Source organism: Streptomyces sp. NPDC007095 (assembly GCF_040634475.1).
Taxonomy (GTDB): domain Bacteria; phylum Actinomycetota; class Actinomycetes; order Streptomycetales; family Streptomycetaceae; genus Streptomyces.
Map to the genome: position 1 here is coordinate 1 of NZ_JBEYFS010000193.1, position 23,174 is coordinate 23,174.

At 70.4% G+C, this 23,174-nt stretch carries 8 protein-coding genes and 2 pseudogenes; 9 read left to right on the forward strand and 1 reads right to left on the reverse strand.

Annotated features, from left to right (window positions below; genetic code table 11):
* The first annotated feature begins 72 nt into the window (after positions 1–72).
* From ABZ656_RS43630 to ABZ656_RS43660, 7 genes and pseudogenes are all read left to right on the forward strand, one after another.
* Positions 73–11,517: a hypothetical protein gene (locus ABZ656_RS43630; protein WP_360276120.1), complete on the forward strand. Its 11,445-nt coding sequence runs from the start codon at positions 73–75 to the stop codon at positions 11,515–11,517.
* Entirely contained in the window at positions 11,514–12,167 is a 654-nt protein-coding gene (locus ABZ656_RS43635; RefSeq protein WP_360276123.1) for a type VII secretion system-associated protein, read from the forward strand. Before ABZ656_RS43630 ends, ABZ656_RS43635 begins: the two co-directional genes overlap by 4 nt.
* A gap of 365 nt (positions 12,168–12,532) precedes the next feature.
* Complete coding sequence (locus ABZ656_RS43640; RefSeq protein WP_360276126.1) at positions 12,533–14,020, forward strand: amino acid permease; 1,488 nt, start codon at positions 12,533–12,535, stop codon at positions 14,018–14,020.
* 349 nt (positions 14,021–14,369) lie between these two features.
* Positions 14,370–14,747, forward strand: coding sequence for a hypothetical protein (locus tag ABZ656_RS43645; RefSeq protein WP_360276129.1), 378 nt, complete (start codon positions 14,370–14,372; stop codon positions 14,745–14,747).
* Between the two features lie 216 nt (positions 14,748–14,963).
* A complete protein-coding gene (locus ABZ656_RS43650) occupies positions 14,964–16,163 on the forward strand; it encodes a cytochrome P450 (RefSeq protein WP_360276132.1) in 1,200 nt (399 codons plus the stop codon).
* A gap of 504 nt (positions 16,164–16,667) precedes the next feature.
* Positions 16,668–18,248 (forward strand): ABC transporter substrate-binding protein, encoded by a 1,581-nt coding sequence (locus ABZ656_RS43655; protein WP_101402712.1) that lies wholly within the window; start codon positions 16,668–16,670, stop codon positions 18,246–18,248.
* A gap of 34 nt (positions 18,249–18,282) precedes the next feature.
* Positions 18,283–18,407: pseudogene (locus ABZ656_RS43660) on the forward strand (MbtH family NRPS accessory protein); the annotation flags it as partial.
* Between the two features lie 123 nt (positions 18,408–18,530).
* On the opposite strand, the gene ABZ656_RS43665 reads toward ABZ656_RS43660, so the two are convergent.
* Positions 18,531–19,496: a helix-turn-helix domain-containing protein gene (locus ABZ656_RS43665; RefSeq protein ID WP_101402713.1), complete on the reverse strand. Its 966-nt coding sequence runs from the start codon at positions 19,494–19,496 to the stop codon at positions 18,531–18,533.
* A gap of 1,081 nt (positions 19,497–20,577) precedes the next feature.
* Between ABZ656_RS43665 and ABZ656_RS43670 the strand changes: the two genes are divergently transcribed.
* Positions 20,578–22,497 (forward strand): hypothetical protein, encoded by a 1,920-nt coding sequence (locus ABZ656_RS43670; protein WP_360276136.1) that lies wholly within the window; start codon positions 20,578–20,580, stop codon positions 22,495–22,497.
* A 450-nt stretch (positions 22,498–22,947) separates the two neighbouring features.
* Positions 22,948–23,174 (forward strand): annotated as a pseudogene (locus ABZ656_RS43675) (hypothetical protein); the annotation flags it as partial.

The window sequence follows — 23,174 nt, forward strand, 5'->3', positions numbered from 1 at the left end:
GGGCAGCCGTCGCGCGAGCCCGCCGCCGCGCCCGGACCTCAGCCGGGTTCGCCGCTCGGCGAGCGGGTCGAGGTGCCCCCCGCGGCGCGGACGATCGGCGTCCCCCGGGCCGGGCTGCCGTATCTGCCCGAGGTCATCCGGACGCTGCGGACCATGGTCGAGGTGACCGGACAGCGCGTGCCGGAGACCGTGTGGGACCTGCTGCCGCAGCGTCTGCTGAGCAACTACCGCTATCTGGTGCCGGGCGAGGGCGAGTTCGCGAACGCGGGTCTGCTCGTCCCGCTGGGCGGTGTCGAGGCGCTGATCACGCTCGACCCGCAGGACCCGAGGACGGTGCGCCACCCGGCCGCGTCGTACGACGGCCCCTCGGCGCTGGAGACCATCCCGGAGGAGCCCGAGCCGGAGCCGGAGTCCGGGACGGGGGCCGGGACCGGCTCGCGGTCCGAGGCGGAGCCGGAGTCCGGGCCGCTCGGCCTGGTGCCGGAACGCCCCGCCGGCCCCGAACGGTTCCACGCCAACCAGGCGATCAACGCCTCGTACCTGACCGGTGCCTTCGTACGGACCCACTCGGGCCCGACGAGCGCCACGCGCGCCGGGATCTCGATGTCGTACGGCATCGGCCTGGGCCCCGGCGTGCTGGAGGTCGCCAGGGTCGGCGCGGGTATCTCCGGTACGGCCAACGCCTCCAGCCGGTCCACCAGTTGGGTCGGCGACGCGGAGGGTGGCCACGTCGAGGTCGCCGACGCCGACTCCACGATGCTCGCCTACCGGCCCGCCTGGTCGGCGCGCATCCGTACGGACGCGCGGCGCGGCTGGGAGGACATCGCCCCGGTCCCGGTGCGGACCGAGGGCGACCACAGGCTGCTGCTCTACGTGCCGGAGCACTACCTGGAGCAGGCACCGGAGCAGGTCACCGCGGTCGGCACCGGCGGGTTGGAGAACCGACTGCCGGCCGTGCACTACGCGTCCGGCCTCACCGGCCTGCCCGCGCTGTTCGACCGGATCGTCGCCGCCGCGCACCAGCAGGGGCTGGAGCTGCCGGTCGGCAGCGTGCCCCGCAACGAGCTGCTGCAGAAGCTGTGGAACCTGGACGCCCACCTGGACGCGGCCGTCGGCGACGCGCGCGGCTACCCCTTCACCCTGCACAACCGGTACGGCAGGCCCGTCGCGACCGTCCAGGTGCACACGGTGCGTTACTCGCGCGGTACCCGGGTCGGCGCCACCAGCGACAAGGCCCCGATCGAGAACGTCAGGACCGCGATCGACGGCACCAGCGGCGGCCACACGGTCAGCAACTCCACGACGGTCAGTCTGCCGTCGGCCGAACTCGATCTGGCGCCGTTGCCGTTCAAGGACCCGGGACTGGGCGTGGGCGTCAGCACCTCGCTGGCCATGACGTGGTCCAACTCCGACGGCATCAGTGCCGGCCGCACCGGCCTGTGGGTCGTGGTGCCGCGCTACACGGGGAACACCACCGCCTACCGGCTGGAGTTCACGCACAGCGCTGTGGTGGCGGTGCGCGGCGCCCAGCCGGTCACGACGCCGTCCGTGTCCGGCCAGGGCCTGGTGCGGATGCCGGAACCCGAGGCGTTCCGGTACGGCTTCCCGGTGGACGAGGAGGCCCTGTCGGCGGACAACCGAGCCGTCGCGCCCGGCGGCGAGGAGGTGCTGCCGACGGACGACGCGACCGTCGTTCCCGGCCCGGTCGAGGAGTCCGGTGAGGCGACGGCCGTCACGCGGGCGCCGTCGCGGACGGTGCAGTACGAGCCCGGCCGGATCCGCCGCACCGGCCGCCGCCCGGACGACCCCGAGCACCTGGACGTCCCGCCGCACGTCGCGGAGGGCCACGGCATCGGCATGGGCCTCGTCGAGGTCGACGAGGCCACGGTGCGCGAGCTGCACGACGGGCTGACGCGGGAACTCGTCCGGCTCGGCTTCCTGCCCGAGGACGCCGAGTCGCCGCTGGCCGCCGACCACTGGTGGTCGCACGCCAACGAGCTGGACAGCGGACTGGAAAACCAGGAGCTGCTGGACAAGTACGTCTCCCGGCGCGGACTGGAGTCGCACTACGACCAGCTGCACCAGTCCGGTCTGGTCTTCACCATGGTCCGGCGCCGGGGCGGCCTCGGCGTCGACCTCGACCTGGACGCCGTGAAAATCACCATCAGGGCGACCGCCTCGGAGGACATGCCACCGGAGTTCCTCGGCTCCACCGACGAGATGGCCGTCGTCAACCTCGGCATGGGCATGGACACCGCCGGCCAGTTCAGCGGCGGCAGCAAAAAGATCGCGCTCAGCTTCCGGTTCAAGGCCCTGTCCAACCAGCTCAAGGGCGCCGTGACCGGGTTCGACCTCCAGCGCTCGGTGGGCGCCACGGACACCGTGTCCTTCCTCAACAACCGTCCCGAACTGCTGGAATACCCCGGGGTCGTCAACAAGCACGCCCTGTACATCGACCTGACCGCCACCCTGGAACTCCAGCACAGCGGTCTGCAGGGCCTGATCCGGCCGGGAGCGCGGAACCCGGAGCCGATCGCGCTGTCGCAGCAGCGGACCGTGGCCTACCTGCTGCCGCTCGGCGACCTCGGACACCCCGGGACGACCTCGCTGCGCCGGACGCCGGCCTCCGTGCTCGACCGGGCGGTGGTCTACCACGTCGACGCCACCGGTCTGCGTGACGCGGCCGCGTCGGTGCTCGGCGAGCTGACCGGACCGCACGGCCAGGCCGACCAGGAACTGACCTCCTTCACCAGCACCATCCAGGTGCGGGCGCACCTGAAGGAGATCCTGAACGGGCGTTACACCACCGACCAGTTCTTCGACACCGGGTTCAGGAACACGTTCGGCGCGGTCGACGTGCGGGGCCGCATGGGGCCCTCCGCGTTCGCCGGGGCCACCAAGGACAAGTTCGTCCTGGGCGTCATCAGGTTGTGGATGACCCAGACCAACAGCACTGACACGTCGTCCGCCGGCGTGGCATGGACACAGGCCGGCATCACCGTCGGCGGTTCGGTGGGTGACGCGTTCCTCCAGGGCGAGGCGGGCGCCTCCCAGAGCCGGCAGTGGAACGCCGCTTCCAGCCAGGGACGCACCGGCGCGCAGGAACTGATCCAGCTCGACTTCAACCGCGCGTACGCGTACCAAACCACGGTGGACTTCGAGGTCCACAGCCGCCTGGAGAAGACCGCGAAGCTGCTGCCGGGCACGTACCGCTCGGACCGGCGCGAGGTCACCGACCGCACCGCCCTGTATCTGCTGTCCGAGCCGGAAGCGCTGGAGCAGTACGCCAGGGACGTCGTCCCGGTCTCCGACGAGCAGCTCGTCGACGTCATGAACCGCTGGCACGGCGGAGAGGTCAGGCTCAGCGGCAACACGGTCGCGGGCGTGCTGACGCGCTGGGTGCTGGACACGCCCGAGCCGGGGCCGCGGCCGCTGACAGAGGCCGGCCAGGCGGTGGCGGACACCCTCGGCGGGCTGACCGCGAGCCGCCGCGACCTGGCGGACCTGCTGGCCCGGCTCCACGAGAGCGGTGCCCTGCCGGTGCTGGACGAGGGGACGAGGACCGCGTTCAACGGCCGCTTCCGACGGGAACTGAAGGAACCGGCGAGCCGCTTCACCGAGGTCGGGTTCCCCGAGTACCTGACCCGTCAGGACCGCGGCGGCAGGATCCTGGGCCACAGCGGGGTGCACGCGATCGGCTACCGTGACGGCCGGTCGACCTACGACATCGTGCGCGAGCAGGTGGACCGGGTCGCGCCCGGACTGCTCGCCTCCCGGCCCGAGTTGTGGACCGGCAACGGACGCAGGGTCGGACGGCTGCAGGGCGCCGTGAACGCCCTGCAGTCACTGCTGGCCGAAGGGCGCGACTCCGCGATGCTGGAGGACCTGCTCTCCCCCAACGGCCACACGTTCTACCTGGTCAACCCCATTGGCTGGCTGCTGTCCGACATCGTCGAGATCAAGCTGTCCGGCACCCTCGACTCCGGTCCCGCGGTGTACGACTTCAGGCCCGAGACCGGCCTGGAGAACTACGGCCACGGTTATGCGAGCACCGCCGTCACCACCTCCCGGGACGCGGCCCTGACGTTCACCGTCGGCAGGCTCGGCGGCGGCGAGGCGCACACGTTCAACAGCGTCGGCGTCGGCTTCGGAGAGGGAGCCCACCGGGGCGTCACCCGCGCCGAGACGGCGACCACGGAGCAGACCGCGTACGCCTGGAACGGCGCCTACCTGGCCCGGTTCGGCCACACCGTCACCGTCGAGGTCCGCCGCCTGGACATGGCGGGCCGGCCGCTGAACAACTGGCTGGCCGGCCTGTACCGCGGCCTCGACGCCGCACGCTCCACCACCAGCACCACCAGCGTCTCCGGCGTGCTCGACCTGCAAGTCCCGCGTGGCCTCGCGGAGTTCCGTCCGCCGTACGGACCGTCGGCCGACCGAGACCTGCGGCCCTTGCCCGCGCTGCCCGGCGACGCGTACATCACCGGCGTCCTGCTGGACGACGCACTGCCGGCCGCCCTGAAACTGATGACCAGGCTCTTCGGCCCCGGCGCGGACGGCGCGCGGGCCCGTACCAGCCTCACCATCCGGCAGCTGATGAGCCGCGGTCACCTGACCAACCACCTGCTCCAGGCGTCGGCCGGCGGGCGCCACCTGCTCACCGAAACCCTGTTCGTGCCGGGCCACTCCTCCCGGCGGGCCAGGCTCCACCTTGCGGGCGACCTGTTCGACCTCGAGGTCCTCGGCCCGGTCCACGGCACCGGAACCGGCCGCTACACCAAGCACCAGAGCGGCACGACGGTCAGCGCGAGCAACGAGCGCTGGCGCCCCTCCGCCACCGCGGGCACCTCCGCGTCGGGCGTCCTGCGGCCGCACGACCCGGCGCAGACGCCCGACGGCCAGGCCTACCCGCCGTACACCGGGCAGGGCGGCACGTCGGCGTCCTGGAACACCGGCAGCGGCCTGGCGGGCGCGGGCACCGAGAACTACCGGCGCGAGCAGCACATCAAGCAGCAGGGCCCGGTCCACCTGGTGCGGATGCGCGGCCGCTACCGGCTGGTGGCCGAGCGGTACACCCGGAACCTGCTGCGGCCGTCGGCCTCCGGGCACGACACCCTGTACAGCGACCCGTTCACCGGTGACGTGTACGCGGAGCTGTTCCAGGCCGAGGTCGACGAGCTGCTGGCCCGGCTGAAGCGGACACCCCTCCCGCCGGCCCTCGACGCCGCGCGCTGGGCGAACCTGGACGGCGCCCGTCCGCTCGACCTGGGCGCGCTCATGGCTCAGGCCGCGAACGAGCCGGGGCTGGTCGCGGCCCGACTGCACCAGACGGTGGCCCGCCGCGTCAGGGCCGCGTCCACCGGCCCGCTCGACGCGGTGGTGCTCCACCTGGACCGTGCGGCACTGGGCGCCCAGGCCCACCGAGCCGCCCTGCGCTGGGCGGTGGACACCCTGCGCGCGGACCTGGCCACGGCCCGGTCGGTGGACCCCGAGGTCACGGCGCCCGAGAGCCTGACGCGGTACGAGCGCCTGCTGGACGACCACCAGGCGGTACCGCCGCGCACCGACGGCGCCGACGACTCCGTCCCGGACGCCGCTCGGAGGCCGACGGGGTCCGTGGCCGACGACCCCGTCGACGCCGTCGACGCCGTCGTCCGAGAGGTCAACCGGGTCCGTGAGGTGCTGACCGCCCACGAGGGGGTCGTCCCGTCGCCGGTCCGGCTGCCGCTGCTCCTCACCTTCACCGCCCTGTCCATGGACCACCTGGCCCGGGACGTCGCACACGAGCTGGACGTGCCGGTCCGGCTCGACACCACCGGACCGGACGGACGGGTCGCCAGCCGCTGGGCGGAACCCTCCGGCCGCGTCCACGTGTTCCCCCCGGCCGCCCCTGCCGTCGTGGACGCCCAGGTCGCCCCGGACGCGGCCGGGCCCGCCGCCACGCTGCCCGCGCATCAGAACCCGGACGTGTCGCCTGCGGTGGACTACTCGATGGTCCATCCGGACGACCGCGACTACGTCGTCGAGAGCGGTCCCGAGGAGACACTGTGGCGCTTCTCCGAAAAGCCGCCCGAGGTGGTGTTCCGGGAGGGGTTCCACGCCAGTGACCTCTCGGCCCGCGTGGATCTGGAGGAGTGGGCGAACTACGTCCCGCAGGCCCCTTACGTCTCCACCACCCGCAACCGCAAGGCGAGGTACCGGAACAGGCCGTACCGCTACGAGATCGCGGCGTCGGCCAACCCCGACCCGACCGGTGTGGACATCAACGCCACCCTCGCCGAGACGAATCGCGTTCCTGACATTCCGCACGAGCAGGAGGTCGCTTTCACCGGCAGTGTCAGTCCAGAGGCAATCGTCAGGGTGTACAGCTACGAATACGGCTGGACGGGGACCTGGGATCCCGGGGCGCAGCGGATCGTCTGGACCCCGGGGGACACCGCCGCGACCAGTACCGTCCAGCGATCCGCAGACGTGGCCCAGGGGCTGTCGGCCGGCGGTGTCCGGGGAGCCCGGACGGCCTCGCCCGCTCGTGACACCGAGACCGGCGGGATGCCGTTCGGCCCGGTCCTGGGCCGGGGTGAGGTGCGAACCGACAGGTGGCTGCCGTTCCGGTCCGGGCCGGGTCAGGAAGAGTCCGGGGCGTTCACGTTCACACCGGGCGGACCGGGCCGGCGACCCGCGGTGCGCAGGCCCGACCGGTCCGGCGAGCGCACCGATGTCGGGTACGACTGGGTCCGGTACCGCGCGGACGCGGCCGGTGACGACGTGCTGCTGCTGACCCGGCGACTGCACCTGGTTCCGGACGACGGCGTGACGGTTCAGGAGCTGGCCGGTCTGCGGCGTGCCCTGACGCAGACCCTGGAGCAGTTGGTCAACGCCCCGGCGTACCGCCTGCCCGACCTTCAGCCGGACCGGGTGACCGGACCCGTGCGACCGGGCTCCCGGCTTCGGGTCGAGGTGGCGTTCACCGACGACCCCGAGTCCGCACATGGTGTGGTCACGGTGCTGCCCGGGGTGCCGGGGCATCGGGCCATGGTGCAGGGGGCGTGGTACACGGGAGTGGACCCCGCCGCCTTCGTGCACGAGGTCGTCCATGGCCTCGGCGTGCTCGACGACGCCGCCGATCCGAGGGTGTTGCTCACGCCGGGCGGGCGCGCGGTGCAGAGCGTGCCCGAGGGCCGGACGAGCCTGATGGGGACCGTCGAGGGAGGCGCCTTCGCATCCCGGCTGGTGCTCACGCCGGACCATCTGCGCCAGATCGCCGAGGTGTTCGCGCCGTACGCCCACCGTGGGACCGGTTCCTCGGGGCCGGTGGAGACCAACGAGTTCCCCGAGCGGCAGGAGGACGTCTCCCCCGGAGGGGGCCCGGACCCGTCCCTGGGACTGGCGGACGGACGGGACGCGGACGCGGCACCCGCGGTGGACTACTCGATGGTTCATCCCGAGGACCGTGACCACATCGTGGAGAGCCGGCCCGACGAGACCGTGTGGCGCTTCTTCGACACGCGGCCGGAGGTGGTGTTCACCACCGGTTTCCAGGCCACTGACCCCAAAACCCTCGTGCGGTTGCGGAAGTGGGTGGACGACAACCCGACGGCTTCGTACGTGTCCACGACCCGCGACCGCACCATCCGGTTCATGGGCAGGCGGTTCCGCTACGAGATCACGGCGTCGGCCAACCCGGACTCGACGGGAGTGGACGTCAACGCCACCCTCAGGAAGACGGAGGGAATCCCCAAATATCGGGAGGAGGAGCAGGAGGTCGCCTTCACCGGACGTATCAGCCCGGAGGCGATCGCCCGAGTCTACGACTACAGCTACGGCCAGACCGGGACCTGGGACGCCGAGACCCGGCAGGTGGTCTGGACACCCGGCGACACCGCCGCGGCGAGCACTGCCCAGCGGTCCGCCGACGTGGGCCCGGGGCTGCCGGACGGGTGGGCGGACGACGCCGCACCCCAGCCGGAGACCCGAGTGACCACGGCACCGGACCGTACCCTTGCGCCCTCTCAGCACCGGCAGGCACGGAGCGACGGCGGCGCGACGTTCGGGGACGACTCCGCCCTCCTGTCCTCCGAGGCGCGGACCGGCCAGGGCGGGCCCGAGGTGGGGGCCGCCGAGCCGGAGCCGGTGTCGTCCGAGCGGAGTGTTCCGGTTCCGGAGGCGGTGCCGATCGTCTCGAACACCCATGGCGGCATCGGCCTGGACTTCCGGCGCAGCGGCGTCCGCGACATGGGTGTGACGGCGGCGCCCGAGGTCTGGACGACGTACGTACAGGGACCGATCGGTCCCGAGGGGACGCGGACCTTCCTGCCTGAGCGGCCGCCGTGGTTCTCGCCTGTGGTGTCGACGCAGATGCCCTACTTGGTGATGGCCGACACCGCGTACGGTGGCGTTCTGGTACGGACGGCGGCGGGAAATGCCGCGATGAGTCCGGCGGAGTTCGTGGACCATCTGGCGTCGTTCCCGCAGGTCTGGGCGCTGCCCGCCGAGGTGCCGGTGGTGCTTTTGGCGTCGCGTGGCGGTGCGGGCGGTCTGGAGTTGCCGCGTCTGGTGGCGGCCCGCACGGGTCGTACCGTGTGGTCGTACAGCGGGGTGCTGAGACTTATGCCCTCGCCTGACGGCACGGCGACGTGGATCAGTGCCGTGGGCGGAGGCGAGGGGGTGTCGGCCGGGCGGTGGCTGCGGAGTCTGCCCGACGACCTCGGCGCCGTCTCGGCCGAGGATCGCGCGCGTGTGGAGCCGCCACCGGCCGCACAGCTGACCACCCTGGACGACCGATCGATCGCCGGCAGCGAGGTGATTCACCAGACGATCCAGGACGAGCAGCACAGGCCGCTGGGACGCGCCTCGTTGGCGCCGCGGACGTGGGCCCAGGCGTGGTTCGGGGAGCGGGCCCGCCAGCTCGGGGTCAGGGACTACTTCGCCGTGTCGGACGACGTCAACGGGGAGAAGGTGCTCCGGCCCGGCTCCCTCAAGAGGCTCCCATGGAGGCGTGACCTGCCGGGGGCGACCCCCTACTTCTTCATGTCCCACGGCTCCATGGGCCAAATGATCCTGCACACCACCGGGGGCGACCTGGAGGTGGACGGGACGAACCTCGGGAGGTTCCTGAAGCGCCGGCCGAGCCTGAGCGGGCGGTCGTCGCAAGACCCGATTGTTCTGGCCGTTTGCTCGGTCGGCGCCGAGGTGGAGCAGCCGGGCCCGAGTGCGGCGCAGTTGGTGGCGGACGAGACCGGCCGCGTCGTGTACGCGCCCACCGCCCCCGTCGTCACCGCCCTCCACCTGATGCCTTCGAATCCCGGTGACGACGCCGAGTGGCTGACTTTCCGGCCACGGCGCCCGGACACCGACGGGCCGACGCCGGTGGTTGCTGCGGACGGACCGGGCACGGCTGCACCGGTGGCGCAAGGAATGGCTGACGCGGCGCCCGTGGCACAGTCGTCCGACGGGGGCATCGGGGACAGTGCCACCGAGTCGCACCAGGAGGCGAGGGCCGACAGCCAGGACGCGGGCCTGCTCGAGGTTGTTGTGGAAGACCGGCCGGTGGCGACCGAGGCGGTGCGCGCCGGGGATGACGAATCGTCGGCGGCGCATCCGCCGGCCGATGTGCCGCGGCACGTGGTGCGGTTCGCCGAGCATGTGAAGGCCCTGTCGGCGGATCAGCGCCGGGACCTGCGCCGGTTTGCGCAGGAGACCGCGCGTGTGGCTCTTGAGGATCACCGGGCCGGGCTGCCGTGGCCGCGGGTGCGGGTGCGGGTGGAGGCCGGAGGCAACGGTGGTGCGCTGCCCTTGCCCGGGCGGGCCGACGCGGCGTTGCGGACGAGTCTGCGTCGGGGCGAGGCGGTGGTGGCCGAGCTGCGGCAGGTGGTGCGGGAGGTGCTGGAAGAGCTTCAGCGTGGTTCCGGGGCTCCGGCGGTCATGGACGACTCCCACTTCTCCGTGGTGCCTCTGGGACGGGCGGCGGGTCGTGACGTCGCGCAGGCGGCGGGTGAGACCCGTGAGGGCCTGCGCCGGCAGGCCGTGGTGACGGTGGTGCGCTCCGGGCGGCAGGCCGACACGCTCGGGCTCACGCTCAGGGAGGAGCCCTTCCTCCTGGCTTCCGTCCCGCGGACCGGCCAGGGGATGTCCGGGGTGCCGGCCGCCGAGCCGGAGCCGGTGTCGTCCGAGCGGAGTGTTCCGGTGCCCGACCCGGTGCCGATCGTCTCGCGCCGGAACACCCGTGGCGACATCGGCCTGGACTTCCGGCCCGACGGCGTCCGCCGCATGGACGTGACGGCGCCGCCCGAGGTCTGGACGACATACGTACCGGGACCGGCCGGTCCCGAGGGGACCAGGACCTTCCGGCTGGAACAGCCGCCGTGGTTCTCGCTCTCGGTGTCGGCGCCGGTGCCGTACTTCGTGGTGGCCGACACCACGACCCGTTCCGTCCTGGTGCGTACGGCGACGGGAGGTGCTGCGATGCGCTGGGCGGAGTTCGCGGACCATCTGGCGTCGCTCCCGCAGGTGCGGGCGCTGCCCGCCGATGTGCCGGTGGTGCTCTTGGTGTCGCTTGGCGGTGTGGGCGGTCTGGAGTTGCCGCGTCTGGTGGCGGCCCGCACGGGCCGGACCGTGTGGTCGTACACCGGAGAGTTGGAACTGCTGCTCTCGCCCAACGGCACCGCGACGCGGATCAGTGCCGTGGGCGGAGGCGAGGGGGAGTCGTCCGGGCGGTGGCTGCGGAGTCTGCCCGACGACCTCGACACCGTCTCGGCCGAGGAGCGTGCGCGTGCGGTGCCGCCACGGGCCGTACAGCTGACCACCCTGGACGGCCGACGGATCGTCAGCAGGGATGTGGTTCACCACACGATCCAGGACGAGCAGCACAGGCCGCTGGGGCGTGCCTCGGTGGCGCCTAAGAAGTGGGCCGAAGCGGCCCTAGGGACGGTGATCCGCCAGCTGGGGGCCATCCGCACCTACCGCGTATGGGACGAAGTCGGTGACGACGAGTTCGTGGACCGGCCCGGCTCCCAGGCACTGCCGTGGACGCGTGACCTGCCGGGGGTGACCCCGTACTTCTTCCTGGCCCACGGCAATGCAGGCTCTGTGGACCTGCGCACCGAAGCCGGAGTAGCGGAGGTGGACGGAACGAACCTCGGGTCGTTCCTGAAACGTCGGCCGAGCCTGAGAAGGCTGCCCGCGCAGGTCCCGATCGTTCTGATCGCCTGCTCCACCGGCGGTGAGGCGACGGAGCCCGGCCGGAATGTGGCGCAGCTCTTGGCCGACAAGACCGGTCGCGTCGTGTACGCGCCCAGCACACGCGTAGAAATCCGCCTTGATCTCTACCCCTCTTCGCCCCACGACGCCATCGAGTGGCGGGCCTTCCACCCGAGGCCACCGGTCACCGCCGGTCCCGCTCCGGCGCCTCCCCAGCGACCGGAGGAACGGCCCTCGCACCGGCGGCCCCGCACCGGAACGAGGCACGGGTCCGCAAGCCGTCACCGGGGGCACGACGACCGACACCGAGGAGAAAGATGACGAACGGTGACACCGCCCAGGCGGCGTCCGGTACGGCACGGCAGGGTGCCCCCGCATCCGGGGACCCGGCGGACGACGGCCTGCGGGACGCTCCCGAGATACCGCCCGACCTGCTGGAGGCCGCCAAGCAGGCGCCCGACCACTGGCTGGGCATGGTGGATCCAGGCTGGTCCGGCGACGGCCCCCCGCCGTCCTGGGCGGTGATGGGGGAGTGGCGTTCGGACGCGACGGGCGAGATCGTGCAGTGGCGGGAGAACGAGGAGTACCGGCCCTCGCCGTCCGCACGCGGCTGGCCGCCCCCGACCGACGAGGTCGACGAGGCCATCCAGCTCGCGGTCACCGGCTACGGTCCGGCCGAGGACGTCACCCGACGCCTGGCAGGCGCCGAGGTGGCCGTGCCGGTCGATCCGGATGGCCGCCCCCTACTGGCTTCCACTCCGGACGGCATCCCCGTCATTCCGGTCCACACCTCCGCCGCGCAGCTCGATGCTCTCGGACGGCTCGCCTATGACGCCGTGCCGGTCACCCTCTTGCTGGACCTCCTCGAGCCGGACCAGCGCCTGCTCGTCAACCCCAGCGGCGCGGCCAGTCTGCTGCTGGAGACCGACGCGCTCAGGCGGGCCGTCGTCGGGGAACAGCCCCCGGCCTGACGTGCCGGCGAGGCTCGGGTGTGTGCATCCAATTCCCTTGTCCGACACGCGAGTCAGGAACGTGTAGTCACGTTCCGCTAACCCACCCGTAACCATCCGTCCCCTTCGGGTACGCCCTCTGTCTCATCGAGCACGTCGGGTCGAGGGAGCAGGCGACCGGGGCCGTCCGCCCCCCAGACTGCTCCGAAGCGGTGTGACCAAGGGGCACTTCTCCGATGCCTTCGGCGCGCCATCGGCGAGCACGCCGTGGCACCGGCGCCGGGTCATGGACCGGGCAGCCGACTGCCGTGCCACGTCCGCCGGTTCGGTCATGCCCAGCCCCTGGCTCCCGCACAGTGCACACACTCCGAAGGTGAGCAACCATCATGAACGATCCCGTCACCACGGCCGCAGATCTCCCGGGATCCGGTGCCACGGCGGCACCGGGCGGCACCACCCATGTAGACGCGGGCGACGCCGGCTACCACAAGGACCTGAAGTCACGGCACGTCAACATGATCGCCATCGGCGGTGCGATCGGAACGGGCCTCTTCCTCGGCGCCGGCGGCCGTATGCACAGCGCCGGCCCGTCCCTCTTCATCGCCTACGCCGTCTGCGGCGTCTTCGCCTTCCTCGTCGTGCGCGCGCTGGGCGAACTCGTGCTCCACCGTCCCTCGTCCGGTGCGTTCGTCTCGTACTCGCGTGAGTTCATGGGCGAGAAGGGTGCCTACACGGCCGGCTGGCTCTACTTCCTCAACTGGTCGACCACCGCCATCGCGGACATCACGGCGGTGGCCACCTACGCCCACTTCTGGGCCGCCTTCGCCGACATCCCGCAGTGGGTGCTCGCCATGGTCGCCCTGGCGGTCGTGCTGACGGCCAACCTGATCTCGGTGAAGTACTTCGGCGAGATGGAGTTCTGGTTCGCCATCATCAAGGTGTCGGCCCTTGTCGTCTTCCTGCTCGTCGGTGTCTACCTGGTGGTCACACAGCACCCCGTCGACGGCCACACCCCGGGAATCGCCACCATCACCGGCAACGGCGGTCTGTTCCCTCACGGCATGATGCCGATGCTGCTGCTGATCCAGGGAGTCGTCTTCGCCTACGCGGGCGTCGAGTTGTGCGGTATCGCGGCCGGTGAGACCGAGAACCCGGAGAAGATCATCCCGAAGGCCATCAACTCGATCATGTGGCGGGTCGGCTTCTTCTACGTGGGTTCCGTCGTCCTGCTCTCGCTGCTGCTGCCGACCTCGGTCTACGCCGCCGGTGAGAGCCCCTTCGTCACGGTCTTCACGAAGCTCGGCACCCCGGGCGCGGCCGACGTCATGAACCTCGTCGTCCTCACCGCCGCCCTGTCCAGCCTCAACTCCGGGCTCTACTCGACCGGACGCATCCTGCGCTCGATGTCCCTGTCCGGCTCCGCGCCCAGGTTCACCGGGGTGATGAGCAAGGGCGGGGTGCCCTACGGCGGGATCCTGCTGACGGCGGGCTTCGGGGTCCTCGGCGTCATCCTGAACTACGTGATGCCCGGGAAGGCCTTCGAGCTCGTGATCAACTTCGCCTCGTTCGGTGTCATCGGGACCTGGAGCATGATCATGGTCTGTTCCCTGCTGTTCTGGAACCGCTCGAAGGACGGCGGAGTGACCCGTCCCGCCTACCGGCTGCCCTGGGCCCCGTACACACAGGTGGCCACCCTGGTCTTCCTCGCCTCCGTCGTGCTCCTCATGTGGCAGGACGGTGGCGTCTCCCGCACCACGGTCGAATGTCTCCCGCTCATCGTCGGGGCGTTGGTGGGTGGCTGGTTCGTGGTGCGCAGGGCAGGTCTCGCGAGGGCGGCCGCCGGCCAGGGGGCCGGCGGGGGCGAGGGACAATGACGCCGCCACCGTGCTGCCCCAGGGCCCCTGGCCGAAGCCGACGTGAGACGTGCTCTCCGTAGTGGTCCGCGCCCCGTTCGCAACCCGGTGAAGTCCCGAACTGCCGACCGTCGCTTTTGTTCTGTCGAGCCGTACGGCGCGCCGTTCCGCAGTTGCCCCAAAGTGGCGGCTGACTACCCGATCGTGCAAGTGAGTCGTCGCGGCGGCGGAATGGCATGACCGGTCAAGTAAATTCAGCGTGTGCCCGACCGGGACCCGCAGGAAATGGACGGGCCCTCATTGCGGCGGATTTCTCCGAGAATTTCTCTGCCCATCTTCTCTGTACCGACCGAATGGAACGGAACGCATCATGAAGCTCACGACCAAGGCCCGTAAGACCGCACTCGCCATCGGCGCGGTGGCTTCGCTCACCGCGGCAGCGGTGGCCGGAACGGCCGGGTCGGCGTCGGCTGCCACCTCCCACACCCTCAAGGTGTGCGCGTCCGGCAACTACACCGCCTACGCCGAGATCCCCCAGCAGGGCGGCATCACGACCACGCTCATCGCGCCCGGCAAGTGCGGGCAGCTCTCCCTCTCCAACGGCACCACGTACGCGAAGGTGCGGGGCCTCAAGAACAACAACCCGAACAAGGAGTTCTACGTCGGGACGGCCCACTTCAGCGCGTCGAAGGGCTGGAGCGGTGCCGCCAAGGGGACGAGCGCCAACCCCTCCCTCAAGTCCAACTGACCCACCCGTGGACAAGGTCGGGTGCCCGCGCCGCTGAGCGGTGAGGGCACCCGACTCGCGTGCGCAATTCTTCCTGGTGCCCATCGCACGTGCCGAACCGGAGCGGTCGTCAGCACGGTCTGATGGGAGAAGGAAAGGCTTTGAGAGTGAATTCTCCGGTGGGTATCTGTGCCGTACCCCGGACCCTTCCGCTTTCCTCACCCACCAAGGATTTCGATGACCACGGCCGATATCGTCGATCTGGACGCATTGGGTGAGGATTTCGTCCGTAACCCCTATCCGTTCTACGCGAGACTGCGGGAGCGCGGACCGGTGCACCGGGTGCGGGTGCCCGAGGGCACCGAGGCATGGCTCGTCGTCGGGCACGAAGCCGCACGGGCCGCACTCGCCGATCCCCGGCTTGCCAAGTCATGGCAGCGGGCCGCGCCGACGCTCTCCCTCGTGAGACCGGCCTCCGGGCCCAACATGCTCAACTCCGACCCGCCGGACCACGGCCGGCTGCGCAAGCTGGTCGTCCGGGAGTTCACCCCGCGTCGCGTCGAGCAACTCGCCCCGCGGGTCGAGGAGCTCACCGAGGCGTTGCTCGACGCCATGCTGGCCCGCCCGGACGGACGCGCCGACCTGGTCGAGGCCCTCGCGTTCCCGCTGTCCATGTCAGTGATCTGCGAGTTGCTCGGGGTGCCGTCGCTGGACCGCGCCGCGTTCCGGACCTGGAGCACCGACGTGTTCTCGCACCCCGATCCGACGGTGCGGAAGACAGCGAGCCAGGAGATGGGCGCCTACCTGAACCGGTTGCTCGACGACAAGCGCCGCAACCCGGGCGACGACCTGATGAGCGCCCTGATCCGCACCACCGACGAAGGCGGCGACCGGCTGAGCCCCGAGGAACTTGTCGGCACCGCATGGCTGTTGCTGGTGGCGGGGCACGAGACCACCGCCAACCTGATCTCGAACGGCACCCTGGCGCTGCTCAGCCACCCCGACCAACTCGCCGCGCTGCGCGCGGACATGACCCTGCTCGACGGCGCGGTGGAGGAGATGCTGCGGTACGACGGACCGGTGGAGGCGGCGACGTTCCGTTTCACCACCGAACCGATCGACATCGGCGGCACGGTTGTCCCCGGTGGCGGCGAGCTGGTCCTGGTCGTCGTCGCCGACGCCAACCGCGACCGGGCGCGCTTCCCCGACCCCGACCGCTTCGACATCCGCCGTCCCGCGCAGGGTCACATCGCCTTCGGCCATGGCATTCACCACTGCCTCGGCGCCCCGCTCGCCCGTCTGGAGGCGCGCACCGCCATCCGCGCCCTGCTGCGGCGTTGCCCCGACCTCGGCCTGGACGTCCACCCGGCCGCCGTGACCTGGCGCGAGGGCATGCTCGTGCACGGCCCGCGGCTGCTGCCGGTGCGGTGGGTCTGACCTCCGCGACGGCGGAACTCACCGGCCATGCGCTGCTCGTACTCCCTTCTCATTGATCAGCCACCCACGACTCAAGCGTCTGTGTAATTGATTGTAAGTGCAGACTTACTGTCTCCTTGGACAGCGGACGCACGGACGCCATTCCTCGCGACTGCCCGGACGTAGAGTGCTCTCGATCAACTCTTGTCGGGCGCTCTCGGCGCGCCCTCGCGACCCGATTGGCGGACCACAGCGCGAATTCATCCGCGGAGCTCTTCCCCGCGCGTTCACCCCCGATTCCGCGGCGTGATGAACATGCGACTCGGGTAGTCGTGATCCTTCCTTGCGAGTGTGGATCAAATTCGGCGAGAACGTTTCTGTCCCCTTCCGTGATCTGCCGCGATTGCCGCTGATTTCTGAACCGTTTCGGGTCCGGGGACTTTTCCATTCGGCCCTGGACCGGCCCATGCGTCAATGCGCGCGGCGGTCCATGGAATATCGAGAAACCAAGACAAGGCACATGCAGTGAACATACGTAACCAGTGGCTGACCCCGCTCGCCTCCGCAGTGCTGGCTTTCGGTCTGTTGACAGGGTGTGGATCCGCGATGTGGGGACTGGCCGGCGACGGCTCCCAGGTGGTGGTCGGAATGTCCGACGACGTGCTGGCCACAGACCCCGCTTCCGGCTACGACCCAGGCTCATGGCTGTTGTTCAACAACGTCTTCCAATCGCTGCTCAGCTTCCCCAGCGGAGACACGGAGCCGCAGCCCGAGGCGGCCAAGAAATGTTCCTTCACGGACGCGCAGGCCCGGGTCTTCCGGTGCACCCTTCAGGACGGCCTGCATTTCAGCAACGGTGACCCCCTCACTGCCCGGGACGTCAAGTTCTCCTTCGACCGCATCCTGAACATCAACGACGCGGCCGGTCCAGCAATCATGTTCAATACGCTCGACAGCGTCCACACGCCGAACGACAGGACCGTCGTTTTCGAGCTGAAGGTCCCCGATGCCACCTTCCCCAGCAAGATAGCTTCCGGCGCAGGCTCCATCGTCGACCACCGGCAGTACGAAGGGAATGGGCTGCGTGTGGACAACCGGGCGGTCGGCTCCGGCCCCTACAAGCTGGACTATTTCAGTAAGGAGAAGGCGGTCTTCTCGGTCAACGACCAATACAAGGGCACCGCCGAGGTGAAGAACTCAGGCGTCACGCTGAGGTTTTTCCACGGCAACCAGAGAGCCCTGAAGAGCGCCCTGCTCGACGACAAGGTCGACATTGCCTACCGCGGCCTGACCGCGCACGACATCGCCGACATCGACCTGCAGATCGGCCACAAGGGCGTCGAGGTCATGGAGGGCAGCAGCGCCGAGGTCCAGCACCTGGTATTCAACATGCGCGACCCGGTGGCCGGAAAGCTGGCCGTACGCAGGGCCATGGCCTACGTGCTCGATCGCGACGCCCTCATCAAGCAGGTGTACCGGGACACGGCGATCCCGCTGTACTCGATCGTCCCGATCGGCATCGCCGGGCACACCGCGTCCTTCTTCGACACCTACGGTGCCCGCCCCTCCACGGCCAAGGCGGCCGCCGCGCTGCGCGCCGAGGGCATCACCGACAAGGTGAAGCTGACCCTCTGGTCGACGCCGTCGCGCTACGGCCCGGCCACCGACCAGGAGATGAAGGCGATCGCCACACAGCTCAACGCCAGCGGGCTGTTCGACGCCGATATGAAGTCCGTGCCCTTCGACCGCTACGAGAAGGACATCGCGGCGGGCAAGTACGGCGTCTACGTCAAGGGCTGGGTGCCCGACTACCCGGACGCCGACAACTTCACCGCTCCCTTCTTCGGTAAGGGCAACGTACTGGGCAACCATTACGCGAACAGCACGATCACCGACAGACTGATCCCGCTCACCGCCGCCGAGAGCGACCGCTTCACCACCGACGGGGAGTTCAGCCAGCTCCAGGACATCGTGGCCCAGCAGGTACCCGTCCTGCCGGTGTGGCAGGCCAAGCAGTACGCGGTCGTGCACGACGGCGTTCATGGCGTCGAGTCCTGTCTGGACGCCTCGACCGTGTTCCGGTTCTGGGAGCTGAGCAAGAGCTGAAGGGCCGCAGTCGGCCTGCCCAGGGAGCAGATCGATGAGCAACCCGTTCGAGAATTCCGACGCCCAGTACCTCGTCCTGGCAACGACGAGTTGCCGCACTCACTGTGGCCGAGCAAAACCGCCGTGCCCGCAGGGTGGTTCGTCGCCCTCCCGGCCACGAGCAACCTCTTCAACCGCGCATGACCGGCTGCCTCCGCCACCGCCGCACCGAGTTCCTCCGAGGACGACCCAGCCGGGCGTCGGTCGCAGGAATGGGGGCCACTTCCGGCGGGAGGGCCCCGGTCAGCTCGTACGGCTCATGCGCGCGGCTGCCTGCCACTCCCGGGGGGTGGTGTCGTAGGCGAGCCGGAATGCACGGCTGAAGTGGGAGGGGCTGGCGAAGCCCCATCGATGGGCCACAGCTGCCACACTTGGTCCGTGGGGCGTTGCCCGTGCCAGCTCCCTCCGGCAGCGCTCCAGGCGCTGCTGCCGGATCCACCGACTCACGGTGATGCCCTCGGACTCGAAGAGCTTGTGCAGATACCTGACTGACACATGGTGGGCAGAGGCGATGTCCGCGGGAGTCAGGTCGGGGTCTTCCAAGTGCCGCAGCACGTGCTCCTTGATGCGGGTCAGCATGGCATGGGCGGCCGCGGGTGCTTGTGGGCTCAGCCGCCCTTGCCGCTCCTGGATCAGGCAGGCCAGCAGATCGCAGGTGATCAGAGCGAGTCTGCGGCCTTGAGCCGGGGTGAGCGACTCTGCCGCCCTGTTCAGGCGCTCAAGGTGCCCAGCGAGAAGAGCGGAGGAGGGACCGTTTTGGCCGAAGGCCGTGGCGGTCACCGCCCGCAGATCATCGTCGGTCACCCCCAGAACGGATCTCGGGAAGTGGAACGAGGTGAAGCTGAATGCCTGCCGCAGCGTCTTGCTGAAGGGCCGCCTGGAATCGGAGAGTGAGAACTGCCCGGGGTGCACCACCGTGTCCCGCCCGTCCTGCGAGCGCTCGGCGATCCCCTGATGCAGGAGCGTCAGCGTCAGATGCTCCTTACCGTCCCTCGCAATCATCCGCGGGCTGCGGACGACCGTCTGTGGCCCGGCCGTGACCGTAGAGACCTGCATGGATCCCAGCTGACTGCTGTTGATCGTCGCCGCCGAAGGAGCTTCTTCGTGCAGGGTCACATCCAGAGGGACGAACGTTCTCGATACGGCGTCATGCCAGAAACCAGCTCGATCCGACGCAGACAGAAGAGAGGTCGACAGAATCAACGACACGGCAACTCCTTAACAAGGTCGTGCGGTCGCGCAGCCGCCACGGCCGTCACGGCTCCGCTGAGCAGGGAAGCCGTGTTCCGCCCTCTCTGCAACACAACAGAGCAACCTGAGGGCATCGGGCTACCTGTCTCATCACATCGCAGCCGTGCAGGAATGACCAGGAAGAATTACAGGAAGAACTCCGGTGGCAAGGCCAGCGTGCCGTCGCCCGCACAGGACGGGATCCGCGTGCGGAAGACTCCCTGTGCCAAAAGTATCTACCAAGCTCAGCTACCAGGGATCCGGGGCGGGCTGAGTGGGACGTTGACAAGGAGAGCCCACACCGGGCGCCTCCTGCGGAGGAAGCGAGCGCCATTTTGACCAGTGCTTCCCGGATTTGTCGCGCCCACCGCCCTTGTTGACCTCTGGCAACCGATCGTCGTCGATCCGGTGCTGGATCGGTGCCCGGTCGGTGCTGGATTTCCTGACCAGCTGTCAGTGGTGTTCGGACCTCGAAGACGGTGGAGCGGCGCCTGACGTGGACCACCCACACCACGTCGAATGCCCGGGTCGGGCGGGGGTGGTTTCATGCGGGACCGACCCGGCATGAGCTTCCCGAACAGGCATGGTGTGTGCCCGTGCGGCATGAAATGCCAGGTCGCGGAGTGCGGCGGGGGCGGTCGTGGTGGACTGGCGGGTCGTTACGCTCCTAAAGTCGATTGCCGGTCCCTGGGGGCACCGGCCGGTCGCAGCCCCATCCATGGCGGGGAAACCGCGGCTCTCACAGAGAAGCAAGGGCATGAGCGGCAATCAGGCAGGCGCGGGAGCCGACCCGTCGTCGACGGTGTCCGCCCGTCCGGGCACGGTGGGGGATGGGGGGAGTCCCAGCGCCCCGCGCCCGGAAGCGGCTCGTACCTCTCCCCGTCGCGGCCGGCAGCAGGGGATCCCGGCAGTGCCTCTCCGGGACAGTGGGGTTGCGGCACCGGCCCGGGAGGAGGCGCCCCTCCACCCCTCGGGCCACGGAGGGGCAAGGGGCGCCGGGAGCCCCCCGTTCACGGCCCACCGCGCGGGTGGGGCGTGGCTGATCTGCCCGGCCGGCCCCGTGGATCAGCGCGCCCTGACGTTCACCGCGGGCCTCGCCCGGGACCCCGAGTGCACCGTCTTGGTGGTCGACCTGCCCGACGGGGCGGACGACGGGACGATCGAGAGCGTGGCGCAGGAGGTCCCCCCGGGCCACGGCAGCTTGAGAGTGGTGTTCGGCCGGACTCCTCGCCTCGGGGCCACGATTGTGGCTCGGCGGCTCGCCGACCGGCTGGGCAGGACGGTGGTCGCCGCGGCCGGGATCCCGTTGCCGACTCCGGGCGGTGGCCTGTTCATCGGCTCGGACCGCGGACCGGGGTGGGTGCGCTGTGAACCGGGAGCACCGGAGACGCGGGACTCCCGGGGCTTCCCGAAGACGTCCTGGGAGTCCGCTCTGCCCGACCGGCCCTGGTCGCTCGGCACGGCCGTGGCGGAGCCCCTTCCCGCCGGCGCCTGGCTGCGTCCGGCGGAGGAGAGCGCGGCCCTGCACCACCAACGGATGCGTCTCTATGGTCAACTGCGGGTGTCCCCCGAGTTGCTCACTGTGGTGGTCGGCGTTCCCGGGGCCGCGGTGCTGCCGCTGGCGGATGTCGCGCGTTTCTGGCAGGACCTGCCCCCACACGTTCGGCCGGCGGTGCGGATCGTGTGCTACGGGCCCACGCGCCTCAGCGGGGGGCGGCACTTCGGGGATGTGCTCGCCCAGGTCGTCGGCGAACCCGTCCGTCTGTACAACGGAATTCCGGGAGGACGCGACGTGAACTCCGGTGAGGTGCAACTGGTGGGGGAGGACGGCTCGCCGGGCCGTCCGCTGCGGGCGCACGAGTTCGTCCACCTGCCGCCGACCGACGCCGGCGGGCCTCCGCCGCCCCCGTTCGCAGTGGCACACGGGTGGCCGGTCCGTGACCTTCAGGAGATCCGTCCCGGGACCCACCTCCTTGCGGCGGACGCGGTCGTAGAGGTGGTGCCCAGCGGCCTGTGGCTACGCCCCCCGCAGGACCCTCCGCACGCGGCCGAGGTACGTACCGCCGCACCGGACCCCGGCCATGAACGGATCCTGTGCGACGCCGGTTCGGAGGAAACACTGCCCCGGCTCAGACGGCTCGCGACAGATCTGATGAGGAGCTTTCCGCCCGAACTGCGCAGTGCGACACGCATGGGTGTCTGCCACCCCACCGCTCCTTCCGGCGGCCGGGCCGCTGTCACGCTGCTTCCGCGGGCGGGCGGTCTCCCCGCACCCGGGGGCATCGGTGCGGAGCCGCCAACTCGGGGGCAGACAGGCGACGCTCGGCCGCATACCGTCTCGGGCGCCGGGCACGAGGGTGCCGTATCCGCCCTGGATGCCGGACCCGAGGGCGTCGCGTCCGTCGCGGTCGAGGTCCTGCGAGAGCATCCCGGGCTCGTCGCGGACCGTTCGGACCGGGACCTCGCCGGTCTTGCGGCCGTGCTCCGTCGGCTGGCGGGAGGCGAGGTGCCCGACGGCCCCGGGGCGGAAGCGGGGACCGGCCGACCGGCGCCGCCCGACGGCGAACTGCTCCGGGAGGGGCTGCGGATGTTTCCCGTGCACCGCGGGGCGACGGGCCTGCGGGCGACGCTCGACGATGCGATGCGGCGGTGGTATGCCGAGCAGGCGCTGGTGGTCGACCCGAACGTGTGCGAGGCGTCGGTGCTCGGTCCTCGGGACGAGCCGGGCAACACCGACTTCCTCATCTGGTCGGTGGCCGGTCGCCGCACGGAACTCCTCGACCCGCGACGTCCCGATCGGGTGCTGTTCCTGCCCGGCTCCAGGTTTCGCGTACTCAGGGCTGAGCCCGGCATCCCGGGTGTCGTCATGATGCGGGAGATCGACCCGGGTGAGACACCACCGGCCGCACGTCTTGACCTGGCGGCCGTGCGGGAATTGACCCGGGCGTGGACGGGCTGGCGCGGCGACGCCCGGGCCTGAAAACCGTCACGGGTCCCACGTTCCGCGATCGGGGTCTGGGCGTCACCATTGCCCTGGCCCCCGGTCTGACGCCGCGTCGGCGGGAGTTGGGAAGCGCGATCCCCTGGGATGGAGAGCGGCTGAGGCAGGCTGCGGCCACGGCATCGCTCCGCCAGTACCGGACGATCTGGTGGATTGTTCGGACAGTCCCTTTGGCAGAAAGGGCAGGGTGGCACCTCCGCGCTGGCGGACGTCGGTCACCGCTCAGAAGGATGACACGTGAAGGCGGCTCCCGCACATGGTCCATCAACTCGATCCCGGCACCTGTGGAGCAGCTTTCCTCGTTCCCGGCCGAGCAGACCGCCCGTAGGTGCGACATGGCAGCGACAAACCACGTCGCCGACCGAGGGCGTGTCACATCGGCTGCCGAACCCCGATGGAAGTGGCCACCGGCTCCTGGAAGGCGTCCCCATGTTCGATGCACTTCTCCGCAGACCACCCGGGCGCGACACGGAGAAGCAGAAACGGGTCGCCCTGGGCGCCCTGATCGCCACTCTCATGACGACGACCCTCGCGGTACCGGCGATCGCCGGACAGGGCGGGGTCACCGATGACGGCGAGGGGGTCGCTCTTCCGTCTTCTCCTTCTCCTTCTCCTTCTCCTGTTTCGGGTGGGGCGGGTGGGTCGGGTTCGGGTTT

What these genes read in the sequence shown, in the direction of transcription:
- ABZ656_RS43635 (WP_360276123.1), top strand. Translation starts at nt 11,514, where the DNA reads ATGACGAACGGTGACACCGCCCAGGCGGCGTCCGGTACGGCACGGCAG.
- ABZ656_RS43640 (WP_360276126.1), top strand. Translation starts at nt 12,533, where the DNA reads ATGAACGATCCCGTCACCACGGCCGCAGATCTCCCGGGATCCGGTGCC.
- ABZ656_RS43645 (WP_360276129.1), top strand. Translation starts at nt 14,370, where the DNA reads ATGAAGCTCACGACCAAGGCCCGTAAGACCGCACTCGCCATCGGCGCG.
- ABZ656_RS43650 (WP_360276132.1), top strand. Translation starts at nt 14,964, where the DNA reads ATGACCACGGCCGATATCGTCGATCTGGACGCATTGGGTGAGGATTTC.